Source organism: Kerstersia sp., from assembly GCF_052103615.1.
Classification (GTDB): domain Bacteria; phylum Pseudomonadota; class Gammaproteobacteria; order Burkholderiales; family Burkholderiaceae_B; genus Kerstersia.
In genome coordinates this window covers 20,469-38,904 of the sequence record NZ_JBQEKA010000012.1, presented here as the reverse complement: position 1 = coordinate 38,904, position 18,436 = coordinate 20,469, and the positions used below count along the sequence as shown (strand labels likewise).

The window sequence follows — 18,436 nt, the reverse complement described above, 5'->3', positions numbered from 1 at the left end:
GGTGGCGCAGAATGTAGCGGATGGTAGCAAGACCGGGCACGCAACGGTGCGGAAGGCGGGCGCGCAGAAGGGTATTTCCTGCTGCCGCCATCGGGCCGCCGGTGCTCCACAGGTGTTCCGCCGGTGTTCAAAGCACGGCGCCCCGGCGCAAGCGCACGCCTGCGCCGGGGCGGCTGCGGCCCGTCACGGTCGGTGTGACGGGCCGCAGCGGCAAGCCGGGCCTGGTAATCAGGCGCCGATGCCGCCCATGCAGATGTACTTCATTTCGAGATAGTCTTCGATGCCGTACTTGGAGCCTTCGCGGCCCATGCCCGATTCCTTGATGCCGCCGAAAGGCGCGATCTCGGTGGAGATGATGCCTTCATTGACGCCAACCATGCCGTATTCCAGCGCTTCGCTGACGCGCCAGGCGCGGCCCAGGTCACGCGTAAACAGATAGGAAGCCAGGCCGAACTCGGTGTCGTTGGCCATGCGGATGGCGTCCTCTTCGGTGCTGAAACGGAAGATAGGCGCCAGCGGGCCGAAGGTCTCGTCGCGCGCCACCAGCATGTCCGGCGTGACATCGCCCAGCACGGTAGGCTCGAAGAAAGTGCCGCCCAGCGCATGCGGTTTGCCGCCGGCCAGTACCCGCGCGCCTTTGCCGATCGCGTCGGCGATGTGTTCTTCCACCTTGGTGATGGCCTTGGCATTGATCAGCGGGCCTTGTTCCGCGCCGTCTTCCTGGGCCGGCGCGACCTTGAGCGCGTTGACGGCTTCGGTCAGCTTGGCGGCGAAGGCATCATAGATGCCATCCTGCACCAGCACGCGGTTGGTGCAGACGCAGGTCTGGCCGCTGTTGCGGAATTTCGAGGCGATCACGCCTTGAATGGCCGCGTCGAGATCGGCGTCATCAAAGACGATGAAGGGCGCGTTGCCCCCCAGTTCCATGCTGACCTTCTTCATGGTGTCGGCGCTTTGCGCCATCAGTAGCTTGCCGATGCCGGTAGAGCCGGTGAAGGACAGCTTGCGCACGATGGGGCTGCGCGTCAGCGCGCCGCCGATGGCGCGGGCGTCGCCGGTGACCACGTTCACCACACCCGCAGGGATGCCGGCGCGGGCGGCCAGCTCCGCCAGCGCCAGTGCCGACAGCGGGGTTTCCGAGGCCGGCTTGATCACGATGGTGCAGCCTGCGGCCAATGCCGGGCCGGCCTTGCGGGTGATCATCGCGTTGGGGAAGTTCCAGGGGGTGATGGCAGCGACCACGCCTATGGGCTGCTTCACCACCAGCAGGCGGCGGCCCGAACGGTCTTGCGGAATGATGTCGCCGTAGATGCGCTTGGCTTCTTCGGCAAACCATTCGATGAAGCTGGCGCCATAGGCGATTTCGCCACGGCTTTCCGCCAGCGGCTTGCCTTGTTCCAGGCTGAGCAGGCGGGCCAGGTCTTCCTGGTTTTCCATCATCAGCTCGAACCAGCGGCGCAGCAGCGCGGAGCGCTGCTTGGCCGTCAGCGCGCGCCAGGCGGGCAGCGCCTGTTCGGCGGCCTGGATGGCGCGGTCGGTTTCGGCTTCGCCCAGTGACGGTACGCTGGCGATCTGGCTCAGATCGGCAGGGTTGGTGACCGGGAAGGCCTTGCCGCTATCGGCATCGACCCATTGGCCGCCGATGTAGGCTTGCGTGCGCAGCAGGCGGGTGTCGCTCAGCGCCAGGGAAGAGGGGGTGTGTTGGGTGCTCATGGTCAGATCCTGATCTCAATGCCGGATGATGACGGACTTCAGTTCCGTGTAGTCGTCGATGAAAGCCGAGCCGAATTCACGGCCCAGGCCGGACTGCTTGGCGCCGCCGAAGGGCACGGCGGGATCCAGCAGCGTATGCATGTTGACCCAGACCGTGCCGGCCTGAATGCGCGGCACATAGTTGAGGGCCTTGCCCAGGTCGTTGGTCCAGAGACTGGCCGACAGACCATAGGGCGTGTCGTTGAAGAGGCTCAGCAGTTCTTCTTCGTCGTCGTAAGGCAGGAAGGTCGCGACGGGGCCGAAGGTTTCTTCATTGAGCAGCGCCGCCTTGGCATCCTTGGCTACCAGCACGGTAGGTTCGACGAAATAGCCGGGGCCATCTACCGGTTTGGCGCCGTGGACAATCGTGCAGCCTTCGGCGCGGGCCTGCGAGAACAGCGACAGCAGTTTGTCGAAGTGCGGCTTGTTGGACAGCGGGCCGAATTGCGAGGCGTCATCCAGGGGGTCGCCGATGCGCAGCGTGCCCAGGGTGGCGGAGAGTTTTTCCAGGATTTCGTCCTGGCGCGAGCGGTGCACGAAGAAACGTTCGCCAGCGGCGCAGATCTGGCCCTGGTGCAGAAAGCCTGCTTCCATGATGCCGGCCACCGCCTTATCGGCCTCGACATCCTTGAGGAAACCGACCGAGTTCTTGCCGCCCAGTTCCAGCGTGAAGCGCGTCAGCTTGGCTTCCAGCGCAGTGCGCCCCACGGCGATGCCGGTGGGCACCGAACCGGTGAAGCTGACCTTGGCCGTGCCATCATGCTCGATGAGCTGGCGGCCCACATCGCCGCCGCCATTGAGCACGTTCAGCACACCGTCCGGCAGGCCGGCTTCACGCGCCAGTTCGGCCACGCGTAGCAGCGTGAGCGGCGTGAATTCGCTGGGTTTGATAATGCTGGTGCAACCCGTGGCCAGCGCCGAGCCGAATTTCCAGACGGCGATCATGATGGAGAAATTCCAGGGCACGATGCCGGCCACGACGCCCAGGGGTTCGCGGCGCGTGAAGGCGGTGTAGCGCTCGCCGTTGAAGGAGGGCAGCGACGGGTTGATGGTTTCACCGGTGATGCGCGTGGCGGCGCCAGCATAGTGGCGCAGGAACGCGGCTGCCTGGCCGACTTCGAAGGCACGCGAAATATTGATCAGCTTGCCTGATTGCAGGGTTTCCAGCTGGGCCAGCTCTTCCGTGTGTTGCAGCAGCTTGTCGGCAATGCGCAGCAGCAGTTCGCCGCGTTGCGCCGGGGTGGTGTTGGCCCAGGCGCCCTGGAAGGCGCGCTGCGACGACGCGACGGCAGCGTCGATATCCGCCTGCGTGGCGCTGGCAATGCTGGCGACGGCCTGGCCCGTGGCCGGGTTGACAATGGTAATGCGCGTGCCGCTGCTGGCAGCCGCCTGGCCGTCGATGAAATGGCCGTGCTGGCGGGCCAGGAAGGCTTCGACTTCGGGGAGCAGAGTAACTTGGCTCATAGGGAATGACTCCTTGTGTTCGGCTTGCCGTATGCCGTGATAATCAGTGGGGATGGCCCAGAATCAGGTCGGCGGCTTTTTCGGCGACGGCGATGACCGGCGCGTTGGTATTGCCGCTGGGAATATCCGGGAAGATCGAAGAATCGGCGACGCGCAGGCCGTCGATGCCGTGCACCCGCAAGTCTGTGCCGACCACGGTGCTGGCGGGATTCGGCCCCATGCGGCAGGTGCCTATGGGGTGATAAGTGGTTTTGACTCCGCCCCGGACAAACTGTTCCAGCGCGGCCGCATCATTCAGCCAGTCGGGGTTGGGCGAGAAAATATCGCGCAGCAAGGGCTGCATGGTACGGGTGCCGAGGAACTGCAATCCCAGGCGCACGGCTCGCATCTGGGCTGGCAGGTCGTCAGGGTGGGACAGGAAATTGGCCTTGATGCGGGGCAAGGCTGCCGGATCGGCGCTGGCCAGCAGCACTTCCCCTTCGGAGCGCGGGCGCAGGTGGCCGACTTTCAGGGTCAGACCATGGGTGCGGCCCTTGCCGACGCCGTCGGGGTCATCCCAGGTATCCAGAATGGGCAGGAAATGGATTTGCACATCCGGGCGGCCTTCGCCGTGGGTATCGACGAAGGCGCCGCCTTCCAGCACGTTGGAACTGACCGGGCCGGAACGGAAGGCCAGCCATTCGATGCCGTTGCGGATGGCGTTGAAACCGCTATCCTGGCCGTACAGGCTGATAGGCGCGCGGGTTTCGGCGTTGACCGACAGGTGCAGGTGATCCTTGAAATGCTGGCCGACGGGCAGATCCTGCACAGGGGTAATGCCATATTCCTGCAAATGGGCGGCCGGGCCGATGCCTGAGAGCATCAGCAGCTTGGGCGAGCCGATGGCGCCGGCGCAGACAATCACTTCACGGCGTGCCTTGACCGTGACGGGCGCGCCCTGGCCGCGCCGATAGGTCACGCCTTCGGCGCGCTTGCCCTGCAGATTGATTTTTTCCACCATGGCGTCGAGGATCAGTTCAAACTGCCCTTTGCCCTGAATGGCTTTCAGGTAGGTGCGTGAGGTGCTGGCGCGCTCGCCGCGCAGGGTGGTGGTCTGGTAATAGCCCACGCCTTGCTGCGACTTGCCGTTGAAATCGTTGACGTAATCCAGGCCCAGTTCCTGTCCGGCGCGGACGAAGGCCATGGACAGCGGATGGCGGTAGCGGTTTTCGCTGACCGGCAGCAGGCCGTCATTGCCATGGTATTCACCCGTCAGGCTCTCGTGCGCTTCGGCGCGCTTGAAGTACGGCAGCAGGTCGTCGAAGCCCCAGCCCTGGCATTGGTGCTGCTGCGCCCAGGCGTCGTAATCTTCGCGATGGCCGCGCATATAAATCATGCCGTTGACCGAACTGCTGCCGCCCAGCACCTTGCCTTGCGCCACGATCATCGGCCGGTTCAGTGTTTCCGGCGCAGGATCGGTCATATAGGGCCAGGTTTTCTTGGCGATGATCTTGGCGACGCCCGCTGGCATGCGGATCAGCAGATTGTCGTCATTGCCGCCGGCTTCCAGCAGCAGGACGCTGCCGCCGCCGCGCCGGATAATCTGGGCGGCGATCACGGCGCCGGCGGAACCGGCACCGATAATGACGTAATCGAATTCCTGGCTGGACATGGATGTCTCCTGGGTTTCTCTTGCCGTCGTGCGGCGGCGATCTAGCTAGCGGTACAGCGGGAGCAGCGAGTGGCCCGTGAAGGCCACTGTGTCATCAGTAGCCGGGGCCTGCGGGCTGTGCCGGCGCGGGGGCCTTGCCGTCACCCTGGAAGCGGGCAGCCAGTTGGCCCAGCGCATTGGCGAGCAGGCTGGTATCGACGCCGACGGCGACAAAGGCGCAGCCCAGTTCCAGATAGCGCCGCGCCAGGGCTTCATTGGCCGAGAGGATGCCCGCGGCCTTGCCTGCCTTGACGATACGGGCGATGCCGTCTTCGATGGCCGCCTGCACATCCGGGTGGCCCGGGTTGCCGCGATGCCCCATGGAGGCCGACAGGTCGGCCGGCCCGATGAAAACGCCATCGACGCCTTCGACGGCGGCGATTTCATCGAGACTTTCCAGGGCGGTTGGGGTCTCGACCTGCAGCAGCAGGCAGATTTCCTCGTCGGCGCGGTTCAGGTAGTCCGGCACCGTGTTCCAGCGTGAAGCGCGCGCCAGCGCAGCGCCGACGCCGCGAATGCCGTGCGGCGGGTAACGCGTGGCGCGCACCAGCTGACGCGCCTGTTCGGCGTTTTCCACCATGGGCACCAGCAGGGTCTGCGTGCCGATATCCAGCAGCTGTTTGATCAGCACGGCGTCGCCGGTGGCCGGGCGCACAATGGGATGGCTGTGATAGGGCGCCACGGCCTGCAATTGTGCCAGGACGGCGCGCAGGTCATTGGGGGCGTGCTCGCCGTCGAGCAGCAGCCAGTCAAACCCGGCGGTGGCGGCGATTTCCGCGCCATAGCCTTCCGCCAGGCCGACCCACAGACCGATCTGCGGGCGGGCTTTCAGGTTCTTCTTGAAGGTATTGATAGGGAGATCCATGCTTCGTACCTCAGACGAAACGGAAGGCGATGGAACCCAGCATGTCGTAATCGACATGGAAGGTATCGCCGACGCTGCCCGTCACCGGGCGGGTGAAGGAGCCGCCCAGAATGGTCTGGCCCGCTTCCAGCGTAACACCGTACGGGGCCAGTTTATTGGCCAGCCATGCCACGCCCTTGGCGGGATGGTTGAGGACGGCAGCAGAGACGCCGGATTCTTCGATCACGCCATTGCGGTACAGGATGGCGGGCACGCGGCGCAGGTCGATGTCATTGGGGCGCACCGGGCGGCCGCCCAGCACGATGCCGGCATTGGCGGCATTGTCGGAAATGGTGTCGAAGACCTTGCGGGTCACCTTGGTTTCCGGGTCGATCTGGTGAATGCGCGCGTCGATGATTTCCAGCGCGGGCACGACATATTCGGTGGCATCGAGGACATCGAAGATGGTGCAGCCGGGGCCGCGCAGCGGCTTGCCGAGGATGAAGGCCAGCTCGACCTCCACGCGGGGCACGATGAAGCGGCTGATGGGAATGTCCGAGCCTTCCTCGAACACCATATCGTCGAGCAGCGCGCCGTAGTCGGGCTCGGTGATGTTGGAAGAGACCTGCATGGCGCGCGAGGTCAGGCCGATCTTGTGACCGACCAGGCGGCGGCCATCAGCGATTTTCTTGGCGACCCAGGCGCGCTGGATGGCGTAGGCGTCTTCGATGGTGATGCCGGGGTATTCCAGCGAGAATTGGCGGATTTGCTTGCCGCTGCGTTCCGCGTCGTCGAGACGGGCGGCGGCTTGTTCAATGATGTCGGAAGAGAGCATGGGATAGTAGCGGTAAGGGGCGGGAGGCGAGGGCGGGCCGCTCAGGCCTTGGCGAACAAGGGGTGCAGGCTGCTGTGCTTGGCGTCATAGACCTGGCCGCTGCCTTCGTCGATTTGCAGGGTGACGCCCACAGGGCGTTGCGCCAGCACCGGATCGAAGTGGCGCCGCAGCGTGGCCAGCAGGGCGTCGCCGACCTGCTTGTGGACGAGGCTGCTGCGGCCAGCGCCCATGCGCAGATTGGCATAGCAGAAGCCGTAGTCGCCCTTGCCATCGGCAACGGCCGAGTAGGCGGCGGGGTAGGCCAGCACGCGTGTGCCGCCCTTGGGGAAAACCGCCTTGCCCTGCTCGTCGCGCTGTTCCAGCATGGTGTCGGCCAGATCGCGGCAGACGGCGCCGATATTGGCGTCGCGTTCCAGGTCAGGGGTAAAAAGCAGTACGAGGTGGGGCATGGCGAAGTCCGCGCTGGGAAATAAAGGAAGCCGGGAAGCCTGTAGGCTTCCCGGTGCGTGGCATCAGAGGCGGGCGGAGGCCGGCACGTAGGCCTGCTGGTTGGCCTGGGCTTCCGGGATCGAGGCCCCGGTCTGCGGCGTCACGGGGAAAATGGCGTTGATCTGGCCGGTGCCCGAGGACGGGAAGTACGGCGTGACCACTTCGGCATGGCCGTCATACTCGGACCAGCCCAGCGCGCCCAGCAGCATGGCGGTGTCGTGCATGAAGCCTTCGCCGTGGCCTTTGGCGGCATACTCGGGCAGCATGGCGCAGAAGTCCTGCCATTGGCCGCGTTCCCACATGCGGACGACTTCTTCGTCCAGCGTGCCCAGGAAGGGGCTCCAGATCTTGTCCGAAAAATCGGGCGCCAGGCCGTTCTGCGCGAAACGGTGCGAGAGCGAACCGCTGGCGAAGAAGGCGACGGTGCCGTCATAGTGCTCTTCCACGGCCTTGCGGAAGGCCCAGCCCAGGCGCGCGCTGTCGTTCAGGAAGTGCACGGTGCACAGAGCGGAAACGGAGATCACCTTGAAGTGCTGATCCGCATTCATATAGCGCATCGGCACCAGCGTGCCATATTCCGGGCCCAGCGTGGTCTTGTCGTGCGCCAGCGTTTCAATGCCGTACTCGCGGCCAACTTTCGCCAGGATCTGGCCCAGCTCGGGGTTGCCGGGGAACTCATACTGCATATTGCTGATGAAGTGCGGCAGTTCGTTGCTGGTGTAGTTGCCCTTGAAATGGGGCGCGCAGTTGATGTGGTAGCCGGCGTTGACTAGCCAGTGCGTATCGAACACCACGATGGTATCCACGCCCAGTTCACGGCAACGGCGGCCGATTTCAATGTGGCCGTCGATGGCGGATTGGCGGAAACCCTTGCGGGGGCCGTCCAGCTCGCTCAGATACATGGACGGAACGTGGGTGATTTTTGCAGCCAGTGCGAGTTTGCCCATAACTGTCTCCTTCCTTGCCGGACGGCAAGGCCTGCCCTGTCATCTGTCGGTTCGGCCCGGCCCCGGCAGGGCACAGGGCGGGCCGTTTTCAGCGCTGTGGATACAGCGTATCAGACTCCCCAGCGGGGAATGTGATGGCTGCCCATGGAAATGCACACGTTTTTGATCTCGGTAAAGACTTCGAAGCTATAGTCGCCGCCTTCGCGTCCCGTGCCCGATGCCTTGACGCCGCCGAAGGGCTGGCGCAGGTCGCGCACGTTCTGGCTGTTGATGAAGACCATGCCGGCTTCGATGCCGCGCGCCAGGCGGTGCGCCTTGCCGATATCCTGGGTCCAGATATAGGACGCCAGGCCGTATTCCACGTCATTGGCCAGGCGCAGGGCGTCGGCTTCGTCCTTGAACTTCATCAGGCAGACCACCGGCCCGAAGATTTCTTCCTGGGCGATGCGCATGCGGTTATCGACGTCGGCGAATACCGTCGGCTGAATGAACTGGCCGTTCTTCAGGTGCTCAGGCAGGTTGGCCGGGCGCTCCAGGCCGCCGGCCAGCAGGTTGGCGCCTTCTTCGATACCGATGCGGATGTAGCCCGTGACCTTGTCGTAGTGCTGCTTGGTGATCATCGAGCCGACTTGGGTCTTGGGATCCTGCGGATCGCCTACCAGCAGGCGCTTGGCGCGTGCGGCGAATTCGGCGACGAACTCGTCATAGACCGATTCCTCAATGAAGATGCGGCTGCCTGCGGTGCAGCGTTCGCCATTGAGCGAGAAAATGGTGAACAGGGCGGCATCCAGCGCGCGGTTCAGGTCGGCGTCGGCGAACACCAGCACCGGCGATTTGCCGCCCAGTTCCATCGAGTACTTCTTCAGGCCGGCATTGCTCATGATGCGGCGGCCGGTGGCCGTGCCGCCGGTAAAGGAAATGGCGCGCACATCGGGGTGCTGCACCAGCGGTTCGCCAGCCTGGGCGCCATAGCCCTGGATGACGTTGAACACGCCCGGGGGGATGCCGGCTTCATGGGCCAGGCGGCCCAGTTCGTTCGCTGTCAGCGGCGACAGTTCGCTCATTTTCAGGACAGCGGTATTGCCCAGCGCCAGGCACGGCGCGGTCTTCCAGGTGGCCGTCATGAAGGGCACGTTCCAGGGCGACACCAGCGCGCACACGCCAACCGGCTGGTGCAGCGTGTAGTTCAGCATCTGGTCGTCAACCGGGTAGCTGTGGCCGTTCACGCGGGTGCACACTTCAGCGAAGAAGTTGAAGTTGTGCGACGCGCGCGGAATCAGGACGTTGCGGGTCTGGTGGATGGGCAGGCCGGTATCCAGCGTTTCCAGTTCCGCGATGCGGCCGACGTTTTCGTCGATCAGATCGCCCAGGCGGCGCATCAGGCGGGCGCGTTCCTTGGCGGGCGTTGCGGCCCAGCCGGGGAAGGCGGCCTTGGCTGCGGCCACGGCGGCATTGACTTCCTCGGCGCCGCCGCTGGCGACTTCGCCAATGGCTTCATTGGTAGCCGGGTTGTAGTTCGTGAAAGTTTCTTTGCTTTCGACCTCTTGGCCGTTGATCCAGTGCTTGATCATGCTCATGTCGATATCCTGTTTGGTTGGCGGGTGCTGCGGGTCAATGCTGGCGGCCAGCGAAGAAATCGCTTTCGCTGACGATGAAATTCACCAGGCGGCCCACGCCTTCGACTTCGGTGACGACTTCATCGCCGGGCTTCACATCCGACAGGCCTTCCGGCGTGCCGGTGGCGATCATGTCGCCGGGCAGCAGGGTCATGAAGCTGGAGAAATATTCGATCAGCGTCGGGATGTCGAAGATCATGTCCGCTGTCGTGCCTTCCTGGCGCAGCTCGCCGTTGACCCAGGTGCGCAAGGTCAGCGCGGCGGGGTTGGGCACATCGGCGGCGTCCACGATCCAGGGGCCCACGGGAGTGGTGGCATCGCGGTTTTTCACGCGCAGATTGGGGCGGTAGTAGTTTTCCAGGTAGTCGCGGATGGCGTAGTCGTTGCAGACGGTGTAGCCCGCCAGGTATTCCAGCGCGTCTTCCTTGCGCACGTTGCGCGCCGGTTTGCCGATGACGGCGACCAGCTCGCACTCGTAGTGCATGTATTCGACGTTATCGGGGCGCCAGGTTTGCTGGCGGTGGCCGGTATAGGTATTAGGCGCCTTGACGAAGGCCAGCGGCTCCGTGGGCGGCTTGAAGGCCAGTTCGCGGGCGTGGTCGGCATAGTTCAGGCCAAGCGCGAACATGCTGCCGCTGGCCGGCGGCAGCCATTCGGCGTCCTGTTCAGCCAGGCGCGTGCCGTCTTGCAGCACGGCTTCGATCTTGCCGCCGGTTTCCTCGACGGTGACATGGACGGGCTGGCCCTGGTAGCGGATGATGGCGCGTTTCATGTCAGTTGTTCTCCTGTTCCTGCGCGATGACATTGCGCAGCTTGCCCAGGCCGTCGATCTCGACGATGACTTCGTCACCGGGTTCGACGTCCACGCGGCCTTCCGGCGTGCCGGTAATCAGCACGTCGCCTTCGTTGAGCGTCATGAATTCGCTCAGGGTTTCGATCAGTTCGGGGATGGTGCGCACCCAGTTCGCCGTCGAATTCTGCTGGCGCAGCTCGCCATTGACGAACACGCGCAAGCCCAGATTGTTGACATCGGCGATGTCAGCGGCGGGAACCAGCGCCGGGCCGATGGCGCAGAAGCCGTCGCGGCACTTGGCTTTGACCGCCGGGCGGTAATAGCTGTCTTCCGGCAAGCTGAATTCGTTGACGATCACATAGCCCGCCACATGCGCCATGGCATCGGCGGCCTTGACGCGGCTGGCGCGCTTGCCGATCACCACACCCAAGGCCGGGCCGGGCTGCAGGCGCGCATCATGCGGCTTGGCGACCTGGCCGCCATCCTGGTTGCGCGTATTGGGGGTCTTGATGAACAGCACGGGCTTGACCGGCGGACGCTGGTAAGGCGCTTGCTGGAATTCGTCCAGGCGGCTGTCGAGCAGGCCGCGATAATTCAGGGCGATGCCGAACAGGGTGCCCTGCGTGGCGTCGCTGAGCGGGGTAGGGGTCGATGATGTCATGGGTGCTCCGAGCCCGGCGTATTCAGCGGGTTTCCCCTGTCTGAAGAGAGGCTGGCAAGCCGCCGGGCATGTGCCTCATTTAATTAACATGTTAATCATTATGGAGACGGCGCGGATGCGTTGTCAACCATGCAGGAAAGAGGGGGCGGGTTATCCCTTAGGCGGCTAGAATCCTATTGACACAAAAACACCAAGTAATTAACTTGTTAACAAAATTGATTTCACAATGGACCGGTCCGAGGCGCACGATGCCGTCCCGTCTGCCGGTCAAATCCTTCACGGAGACAAGGCGATGAAACTGTCCAGACTGGCAGCCATCTGCGCAATGGCCGCAGCCGCTAGCACCGCTATGGCAGCGGAAAATGTGACCCTCAAAATCGCGCACTTCCTGCCTGCCGCTTCCAATGCGCAGGCCAATGTGATCGAACCCTGGTGCGCCAAGCTCAAGACCGAGTCCGAAGGCCGCATCAATTGCCAGATCTATCCTTCCATGCAATTGGGCGGCACCCCCGCGCAGCTGGCCGATATGGCCCGCAACGGCGTTGCCGATATCGTCTGGACCGCTCCGGCCTACTCGGCGGGCAAATTCCCGACGCTGGAAGTGCTGGAACTGCCGTTCATGCTGCCTTATGGCGGCGAGAAGGGTAATGAACTGATCTGGAAGTTCTACCAGGAACACGGCCAGGACGATTTCAAGGACTACAAGGTTCTGGCGATGTTCGGCGACGGCGGCATGGATGTGCACTCGCGTCCGCGTCCTGTGCGCACGCTGGAAGATTTCAAGGGCCTGAAGCTGCGTGCTTCCAGCCGCACCGTGGCGCGCACGCTGGAAGCCCTGGGCGCCACGCCCGTGAGCATGCCGCCCGCGCAGATGACCGAAGCCATTTCCAAGGGTGTGGTCGATGGCGCGCTGGGTGCCTGGGAAGTCGTGCCGTCCACCAAGCTGGAAGAAGTGACGCGCTACCACAGCGCCATGGCGGAAGGCGAGCCTGCCATTGGTTATACCGTGCTGTCCATGCTGATGAACAAGCGCAAGTATGACCAGATGCCGGCTGACCTGAAGGAAATCCTTGACCGCAACAGCGGCGACGCGCTGGTCCGCGACTTCGGCGTGGCCTGGGACGAGGCAACCCGCAAGGCCAAGGACATGGTGACGGCGGAAGAAATCATCGCCATTGAACCGGCGAATTACGAAGCCATGCGCAAGGCGACGGATGCAGTCGGCCAGGAATGGGTGGCGGACTACAACAAGCGCGGCAAGAAGGATGGCGCCGAGCTGTTTGAAGCCGCACGTGGCCTGCTGGCCCAGTAACAGACCGCTGGACTGCATACGAGTACGTTCATGAATGAAGCACTCCCAACAGGGATGGATCCGTCCACCCTGTCCCTGCCCAGCCGCCTGCACAGGCTGCTGGAGCCCGTCTGCCGGGGGTTCTCCCTGGCGGGCGGCCTGGTCCTGGTGGCCCTCATCATCATGTCCCTGATTTCCCTGGTGGGCCGCAAACTGTTTGCGACGCCCATCCGCGGCGATATGGAATTGATGGAAATGGGCGCCGCAATCGCGATTGCCGCGTTTTTGCCGCTGTGCGAACTGCATGGCCGGCACATCAAGGCGGATGCCTTCACCCTTTGGGCCCCGGCCCGCGTCAACCGCCGCCTGGATATTTTCGCGCACCTGCTGATGTTCCTGGCTGCGGCGCTGCTGACCTGGCGCACGTTCCTGCAAATGCAGGACAACATGGAATACGGCGACGTATCCACGCTGTTGTCCGTACCCATGTGGATTCCGATGATGCTTTTGCTTCCCAGCCTGGCGTTGCTGGCGCTGGCCGCGCTGGCGCGCATCCTTGACCTGCTGAAGATCGGCAGGGAAGAAACGGCCAAAGCCGTGCAAGGAGCACAGGCATGAGCGGCATGACTCTTGGATTGATCGCGCTGGCTTTCACGCTGGTGCTGCTGGTCTTGCGCGTGCATATCGGCCTGACCATGCTGGCTGGCGGTATCCTGTGCTATTGGGCGGTCAATGACGGCGACCTGTCGGGCTTGCTGTTCACGCTCAATAACCTGGCTTATGCGCGTCTGTCGAACTACGATCTGGCGGTGATTCCGCTGTTCGTGCTGATGGGGCAATTCGCGACCCACGGCGGCCTGTCGCGCGCCATTTTCCGGTGCGCGTCGGCATTCGTCGGGCACCAGAAGGGCGGCATCGGCATGTCGGCGATCGGCGCTTGCGCCGGGTTCGGCGCTATCTGCGGTTCTTCGCTGGCAACGGCGGCCACCATGAGCCACGTGATCCTGCCGGAACTGCGCCGCAATGGTTACCCTGGCCCGCTGGCTTCCGCGACGGTCGCTGTCGGCGGCACGCTGGGTATCCTGATTCCGCCTTCGGTGCCGCTGATCGTGTACGCCGTGCTGACTCAGGAATCCATCGCCAAGCTGTTCGTGGCGGCAGTGATTCCAGGCACGATTGCCATCATTGGCTACCTGATCGTGCTGCGCATTATCGTCAGCCGCCGCAACATCACCACGGAGCTGACCAAGGCGCCGCTGATGGAGCGCCTCAAAGCCTTCATCGGTATCCTGCCTGTGATCGGCGTGTTCCTGGTGGTGATCGTCGGTATCTATGGCGGCTGGTCCAACCCGACCGAAGCCGCCGCCATCGGCGCCTCGGCCTGCGGCATCCTGGCTGTGTTGCAGGGCGGCATGCGCTGGCCCGGCCTGCGTGCCAGCATCATCGGCACGTCGGAAACGACGGCCATGATTTTCCTGGTGCTGCTGGGCGCGGACTTGCTCAACTCGGGTATGGCGCTGACGCAGATGCCGGCGGAACTGGCGCTGCGCATCGGTGAATCCGGCCTGTCGCCTATGCTGGTGATCGCGGCAATTCTGGTGATCTACCTGATCCTGGGCTGCCTGATGGATTCGCTGGCCATGCTGCTGCTGACCATCCCCATTTTCTTCCCCATCGTGATGGGGCTGGATATGCCGGAATTGATGGGCGAAAACCGCGCCATCTGGTTTGGTATTCTGGCCTTGATGGTGGTTGAAATCGGCCTGATCGTGCCGCCGCACGGCATGAACCTGTTCATCGTGCAGCGCGCGGCGCCGGACGTGCCGTTCATGTCCTCGGCCAAGGCAGTGGTGCCGTTCCTGATTTCGGACTTTATCCGGATCGGCCTGCTGCTGCTGTTCCCGAGTTTGGCGCTCTGGCTGCTGCAGTTCTGAGGCCAGCGTTCCGGGTGACCGGGGCGCACGGGCTGGCGGCAGGAGACTCCCGCCGCCAGCCAGGCGAATAAGGCAATGGCCCGAAGAGGCATACCGCTTCTTCGGGCCATTTTCATGGGTACCGGGCACGCGGGCGGCAGCCTGCGCGCGGGCAACAGGAGGATCCGTGACCATGGGTCTAAGCACAAGCACAGCGGGGTCGGCCGCGCTGGCCGGGACAGGCCGCGCCCCGGAAGGAGGCGCCCGGCTGATCGTGATTCTGGCGGCGCTGGCGGCCTTTGGGCCCTTGTCCATCGACATGTATCTGCCAGCCTTGCCCGAGATTGCCGCGGCATTGGGTGTGGATACCGGCAAAATCCAATCAACCATAGGCGTTTTTCTGGCTGGATTTGGCGTGGGCATGCTGTTCTACGGCCCGCTGTCGGACCGCTATGGCAGGCGGCGGCTGTTGCTGGGCGGCGTGACGCTGTATGTGATCGCCAGTATCGGCTGCCTGCTGGCGGTGTCCGCCGGGCAGCTCATCGGCTGGCGCCTGCTGCAGGCGCTGGGCGGTGCTGGTGCTTCGGTACTGGCGCGGGCAGTGGTGCGAGATGCGTTTCCCATCGGCAAGGCGGCCACGGTGCTGTCCTGGATGCACATGATTACCATGGTGGCGACCTTGATGGCGCCGCTGCTGGGCAGCCTGTTGCTGAGCGTGCTGGGCTGGCGGGCCGTGTTCGGCGCGCTGGCGCTGCTGGCAGCGGCGGTATGGCTGGCCGTCTGGCTGGGGGTGCCGGAAACCTTGCCCCCGCGTGAACGCAAGGATTCGGTGCTGGCCGCGTTCAAATCCTATGGGGCTATCCTGCGCCGCTCGCGTGCGCTGGCCTGCATTCTGGCGATGGGTTTTACCTTTGGCGGCATGTTTGCCTACATTACGGCTTCGCCATTTGTGTATATCGAGTATTTTGGCTTGTCACCGCGCAGCTATGCCTGGCTCTTCAGCCTGAATATTGCGGGCGTGATGGTGATGACCTATGCCAATACGCGTTTGCTCAAGCGCCGCCAGCCCAGGCAGCTCTTGCGCCTGGGGGGCAGTATTGCCGCGCTGGCTGGCGCCGCGCTGTTGCTGGCGTGCAGTGTTGGCGGCGTGACGGGCCTGCCCTGGATTGTGCTGGCCATGCTGGCATTTTTCAGCGTGACAGGCATGATGGGTGCCAATGCGCTGGCCTGCCTGCTGGCCTGGTATCCGCAGCAGGCCGGGGCGGCGACTGGCCTGGCGGTGGCCTTGCAGTTCGGGCTGGGCGCCGTCTTCAATGCATTGGTGGCTTGGCTGCATGACGGGACGCCGCTGGCCATGGGAATCGGGGTTTGCAGTGCCGGTATGGTGGCTTGCGTGTCGGCCTGGTGGGCAGGGCGCCCCGGATAGGCATAGAATAGAAGAAAGCGCGGCCGTTTCGGCCTGCGCTGCAAAAGGCCTGGTGGCTGGCTGGTCGCCGGATTGTGGTTCGCCCAGGGAAAATGGTTTCCCGGCGGCCTGCAGGCACAGCACTGGATAGCCGTTTGCTACAGGAGGAATCCATCATGCGTCACGCTGCTATTTTTTCCGTATTGTTGAAGGCCTCGGCCGGACTGGCCGCGCTGGCCGTGCCGGTGGCGGTGCTGGCCGCCGCCGAGCCTGAGGTGCAGGCCAAGGCGTCGGGCGAAGTCCGGCGCGTGGACGCCGATAACGGCAAGGTCACGATCAAGCACGGCGCGATTCCCGAGCTGGAGCTTGGGGCGATGTCGCTGGTCTATCGCATCAGCCCCGAATTGCTGGTGCTGGTGAACCCGGGCGACAAAATCCGCTTTACGGCCGCCCGCAGGGAAGGGCAGTACTGGGTGATAGAAATCGACCGCTGAACCGGCCCGGCCGTGCCAAATGCACGGCCATGAAAAAGCCCGCCATGTCTGGCGGGCCGGATAGGCAGATATCACTGATAGGCGATATCACGGATAGGCAGATACCCCTGGCGGGCCATGACGGCCCGCCTTTTTCATGCCTGGCGTCTGCCGCCGCGGGGCTTACAGCACGTAACGCGCCAGGTCTTCGCTGCCTGCGGTTTCCGCCAGGCGCTGATTGACATAGCTGGTGTCGATCACGACTTTGCCATGATGGCTGGAAGCATCGAAGGAAATCTCTTCGAGCAGCTTTTCCATGATGGTGTAGAGGCGGCGCGCGCCGATGTTTTCGGTGCGTTCATTGACTTCGGATGCCAGTTCAGCCAGGCGGCGGATACCGTCTTCGGTGAATTCCAGCTCCACGCCTTCTGTGCCCAGCAGCGCGGTGTACTGTTTCACGAGCGAGGCGTCGGTTTCCTTCAGGATGCGCACGAAATCTTCCGCGCTGAGGGAATCCAGTTCCACCCGGATGGGCAGGCGGCCCTGCAGCTCGGGGATCAGATCCGAAGGGCGTGCCAGATGGAAGGCGCCCGAAGCGATGAACAGGATGTGGTCGGTGCGTACCATCCCGTAGCGGGTATTGACTGTCGTGCCTTCGATCAGCGGCAGCAGGTCGCGCTGCACGCCCTGGCGCGACACATCGCCGCCGCTTTGTTCCTGGCGCGTGGCGATTTTGTCGATTTCGTCCAGGAACACGATGCCGTTCTGTTCCACGCTGATAATGGCATTGCGGCGCAGGTCGTCTTCGTTGATCTTCTTGCCGGCTTCTTCATCGACCAGCAGCTTGAAGGCTTCCTTGACGGTCATCTTGCGCGGCTTGGTGCGGTCCTTGGCCAATCCGGCAAACATGCCGCGCAATTGCTCGGTCATGTCTTCCATTCCTGCCGGGCCCATGATGTCCATTTGCGGCAGCGGCTGGGCAACGTCGATTTCAATCTCTGTATCGTCCAGCTGGCCTTCACGCAGGCGTTTGCGGAACACTTGGCGCGCGGTGTTTTCCTCGCGCTGGGGGTTGCCGCTGCCGTCGCGTGCCGGCGGAATCAGGACGTCGAGGATGCGGTCTTCGGCGGCATCCTCGGCCTGGGTGCGCACCCGCTGCATTTCGCGTTCACGGGTTTGCTTGATGGCGTATTCCACGAGGTCGCGGATGATGGTGTCAACATCACGGCCGACGTAGCCGACTTCAGTGAATTTGGTGGCTTCGATCTTGATGAAAGGCGCGCCAGCCAGTTTGGCCAGGCGGCGTGCGATTTCGGTCTTGCCGACGCCGGTCGGGCCTATCATCAGGATGTTCTTGGGATGAATTTCATGGCGCAGCGGCTCGGCCACCTGCTGGCGGCGCCAGCGGTTGCGCAGCGCAACGGCAACGGCGCGCTTGGCGCGGTGCTGGCCAATGATGAATTTGTCGAGTTCGGAGACGATTTCTCCGGGAGTCATGGTCGAAGCGGACATGGAGGGCTATCCTGGGATGAAGGGAAGCGGGAGCGGCTCAGGGACGCAGCCCGTCGCAACGGGCCGTGTCGCGCAGGATGAGGCTCAGTCTTCCAGAATTTCGATAACGTGGTTCTGGTTGGTATAGATGCAGAGGTCGCCAGCGATTTCCAGCGACTTCTTGACGATGGTTTCGGGCGCCATATCGGTGTTGTGCAGCAGCGCCAGCGCTGCCGACTGCGCATAGGAACCGCCGGAGCCGATGGCGGCCAGGCTGTGTTCGGGTTCGAGCACATCGCCGTTGCCGGTCAGCACCAGCGTATGGTCTTTGTCGGCGACGATAAGCATGGCTTCCAGGCGGCGCAGGACGCGGTCGGTGCGCCAGTCACGAGTCAGTTCGACAGCGGCGCGCATCAGGTGGCCCTGGTGTTTTTCCAGCTTGGCTTCGAAGCGTTCCTGCAAGGTGAAGGCATCCGCCGTGGCGCCTGCGAATCCGGCCAGAACCCTGCCGTGGTAAAGGCGGCGGATCTTGCGGGCCGTCCCTTTGATGACGACGTTGCCCAGCGTGACCTGGCCGTCGCCGCCCAGCGCGACGCGGTTGCCGCGGCGGACGCAGAGGATGGTAGTGGCGTGAAATTGTTCCATGGCGAATTCTTCCGGTGATTCTGTGGCGTGCGATCTTCCTGGCGCTGCTGCCGTCTGGCCACAAGCGGTCTCAGGGACGCAAGGGCGGGGGGCAAACGGGCTGCCCAGGGACAATCCGTGCCATCTA

Annotated in this window: 17 protein-coding genes; 5 read left to right on the top strand and 12 right to left on the bottom strand. The window is 63.7% G+C overall.

From position 1 onward, the window contains the following. Nucleotides 1–228: 228 nt before the first annotated feature. The 10 genes from ACTJGZ_RS05155 to ACTJGZ_RS05110 form a co-directional block, all read right to left on the bottom strand. Entirely contained in the window at nt 229–1,713 is a 1,485-nt protein-coding gene (locus tag ACTJGZ_RS05155) for an NAD-dependent succinate-semialdehyde dehydrogenase (protein ID WP_441661873.1), read from the bottom strand. A gap of 15 nt (nt 1,714–1,728) precedes the next feature. Then, the gene (locus tag ACTJGZ_RS05150) at nt 1,729–3,216 is read right to left on the bottom strand and encodes an aldehyde dehydrogenase family protein (protein ID WP_441661872.1); all 1,488 of its coding nucleotides are present in this window, start codon (nt 3,214–3,216) and stop codon (nt 1,729–1,731) included. Between the two features lie 43 nt (nt 3,217–3,259). After that, nucleotides 3,260–4,867 carry a GMC family oxidoreductase gene (locus tag ACTJGZ_RS05145; protein WP_441661871.1) on the bottom strand — a complete coding sequence of 536 codons (1,608 nt, stop codon included), beginning with the start codon at nt 4,865–4,867 and terminating at the stop codon, nt 3,260–3,262. A gap of 94 nt (nt 4,868–4,961) precedes the next feature. Further along, nucleotides 4,962–5,771, bottom strand: coding sequence for a 4-hydroxy-2-oxoheptanedioate aldolase (gene hpaI / locus ACTJGZ_RS05140; protein ID WP_441661870.1), 810 nt, complete (start codon nt 5,769–5,771; stop codon nt 4,962–4,964). Between the two features lie 10 nt (nt 5,772–5,781). After that, nucleotides 5,782–6,585, bottom strand: a complete 804-nt coding sequence (hpaH, locus tag ACTJGZ_RS05135; RefSeq protein ID WP_441661869.1) for a 2-oxo-hept-4-ene-1,7-dioate hydratase — start codon at nt 6,583–6,585, stop codon at nt 5,782–5,784. A gap of 41 nt (nt 6,586–6,626) precedes the next feature. After that, nucleotides 6,627–7,034 (bottom strand): 5-carboxymethyl-2-hydroxymuconate isomerase, encoded by a 408-nt coding sequence (locus tag ACTJGZ_RS05130; protein ID WP_441661868.1) that lies wholly within the window; start codon nt 7,032–7,034, stop codon nt 6,627–6,629. A 63-nt stretch (nt 7,035–7,097) separates the two neighbouring features. Further along, nucleotides 7,098–8,021, bottom strand: a complete 924-nt coding sequence (gene hpaD / locus ACTJGZ_RS05125; protein WP_278857124.1) for a 3,4-dihydroxyphenylacetate 2,3-dioxygenase — start codon at nt 8,019–8,021, stop codon at nt 7,098–7,100. Nucleotides 8,022–8,131: 110 nt separating this feature from the next. After that, nucleotides 8,132–9,592, bottom strand: coding sequence for a 5-carboxymethyl-2-hydroxymuconate semialdehyde dehydrogenase (gene hpaE, locus ACTJGZ_RS05120; protein ID WP_441661890.1), 1,461 nt, complete (start codon nt 9,590–9,592; stop codon nt 8,132–8,134). A gap of 40 nt (nt 9,593–9,632) precedes the next feature. After that, nucleotides 9,633–10,409, bottom strand: a complete 777-nt coding sequence (locus ACTJGZ_RS05115; RefSeq protein WP_441661867.1) for a fumarylacetoacetate hydrolase family protein — start codon at nt 10,407–10,409, stop codon at nt 9,633–9,635. Between the two features lies 1 nt (nt 10,410). Further along, nucleotides 10,411–11,091, bottom strand: a complete 681-nt coding sequence (locus tag ACTJGZ_RS05110) for a fumarylacetoacetate hydrolase family protein (RefSeq protein WP_441661866.1) — start codon at nt 11,089–11,091, stop codon at nt 10,411–10,413. A 292-nt stretch (nt 11,092–11,383) separates the two neighbouring features. On the opposite strand from ACTJGZ_RS05110, the gene ACTJGZ_RS05105 reads away from it, so the two are divergent. The 5 genes from ACTJGZ_RS05105 to ACTJGZ_RS05085 all read left to right on the top strand — a co-directional run bounded on the left by ACTJGZ_RS05105 (nt 11,384) and on the right by ACTJGZ_RS05085 (nt 16,194). Continuing rightward, nucleotides 11,384–12,403 (top strand): TRAP transporter substrate-binding protein, encoded by a 1,020-nt coding sequence (locus ACTJGZ_RS05105; protein ID WP_441661865.1) that lies wholly within the window; start codon nt 11,384–11,386, stop codon nt 12,401–12,403. A gap of 30 nt (nt 12,404–12,433) precedes the next feature. Beyond that, nucleotides 12,434–13,000: a TRAP transporter small permease gene (locus ACTJGZ_RS05100; protein WP_441661864.1), complete on the top strand. Its 567-nt coding sequence runs from the start codon at nt 12,434–12,436 to the stop codon at nt 12,998–13,000. Next, complete coding sequence (locus ACTJGZ_RS05095) at nt 12,997–14,316, top strand: TRAP transporter large permease (RefSeq protein WP_441661863.1); 1,320 nt, start codon at nt 12,997–12,999, stop codon at nt 14,314–14,316. The genes ACTJGZ_RS05100 and ACTJGZ_RS05095 overlap by 4 nt, the downstream gene beginning before the upstream one ends. A 172-nt stretch (nt 14,317–14,488) precedes the next feature. Beyond that, nucleotides 14,489–15,721 carry a Bcr/CflA family multidrug efflux MFS transporter gene (locus ACTJGZ_RS05090; protein ID WP_441661862.1) on the top strand — a complete coding sequence of 411 codons (1,233 nt, stop codon included), beginning with the start codon at nt 14,489–14,491 and terminating at the stop codon, nt 15,719–15,721. A gap of 155 nt (nt 15,722–15,876) precedes the next feature. Next, entirely contained in the window at nt 15,877–16,194 is a 318-nt protein-coding gene (locus ACTJGZ_RS05085) for a copper-binding protein (RefSeq protein WP_441661861.1), read from the top strand. Between the two features lie 162 nt (nt 16,195–16,356). Here ACTJGZ_RS05085 and hslU read toward each other — a convergent pair whose 3' ends face one another. Both hslU and hslV read right to left on the bottom strand, forming a co-directional pair. Continuing rightward, nucleotides 16,357–17,685, bottom strand: a complete 1,329-nt coding sequence (gene hslU, locus ACTJGZ_RS05080; protein WP_441661860.1) for an ATP-dependent protease ATPase subunit HslU — start codon at nt 17,683–17,685, stop codon at nt 16,357–16,359. A gap of 84 nt (nt 17,686–17,769) precedes the next feature. After that, nucleotides 17,770–18,309, bottom strand: coding sequence for an ATP-dependent protease subunit HslV (gene hslV / locus ACTJGZ_RS05075; protein WP_127775294.1), 540 nt, complete (start codon nt 18,307–18,309; stop codon nt 17,770–17,772). Between the last annotated feature and the right edge of the window lie 127 nt (nt 18,310–18,436).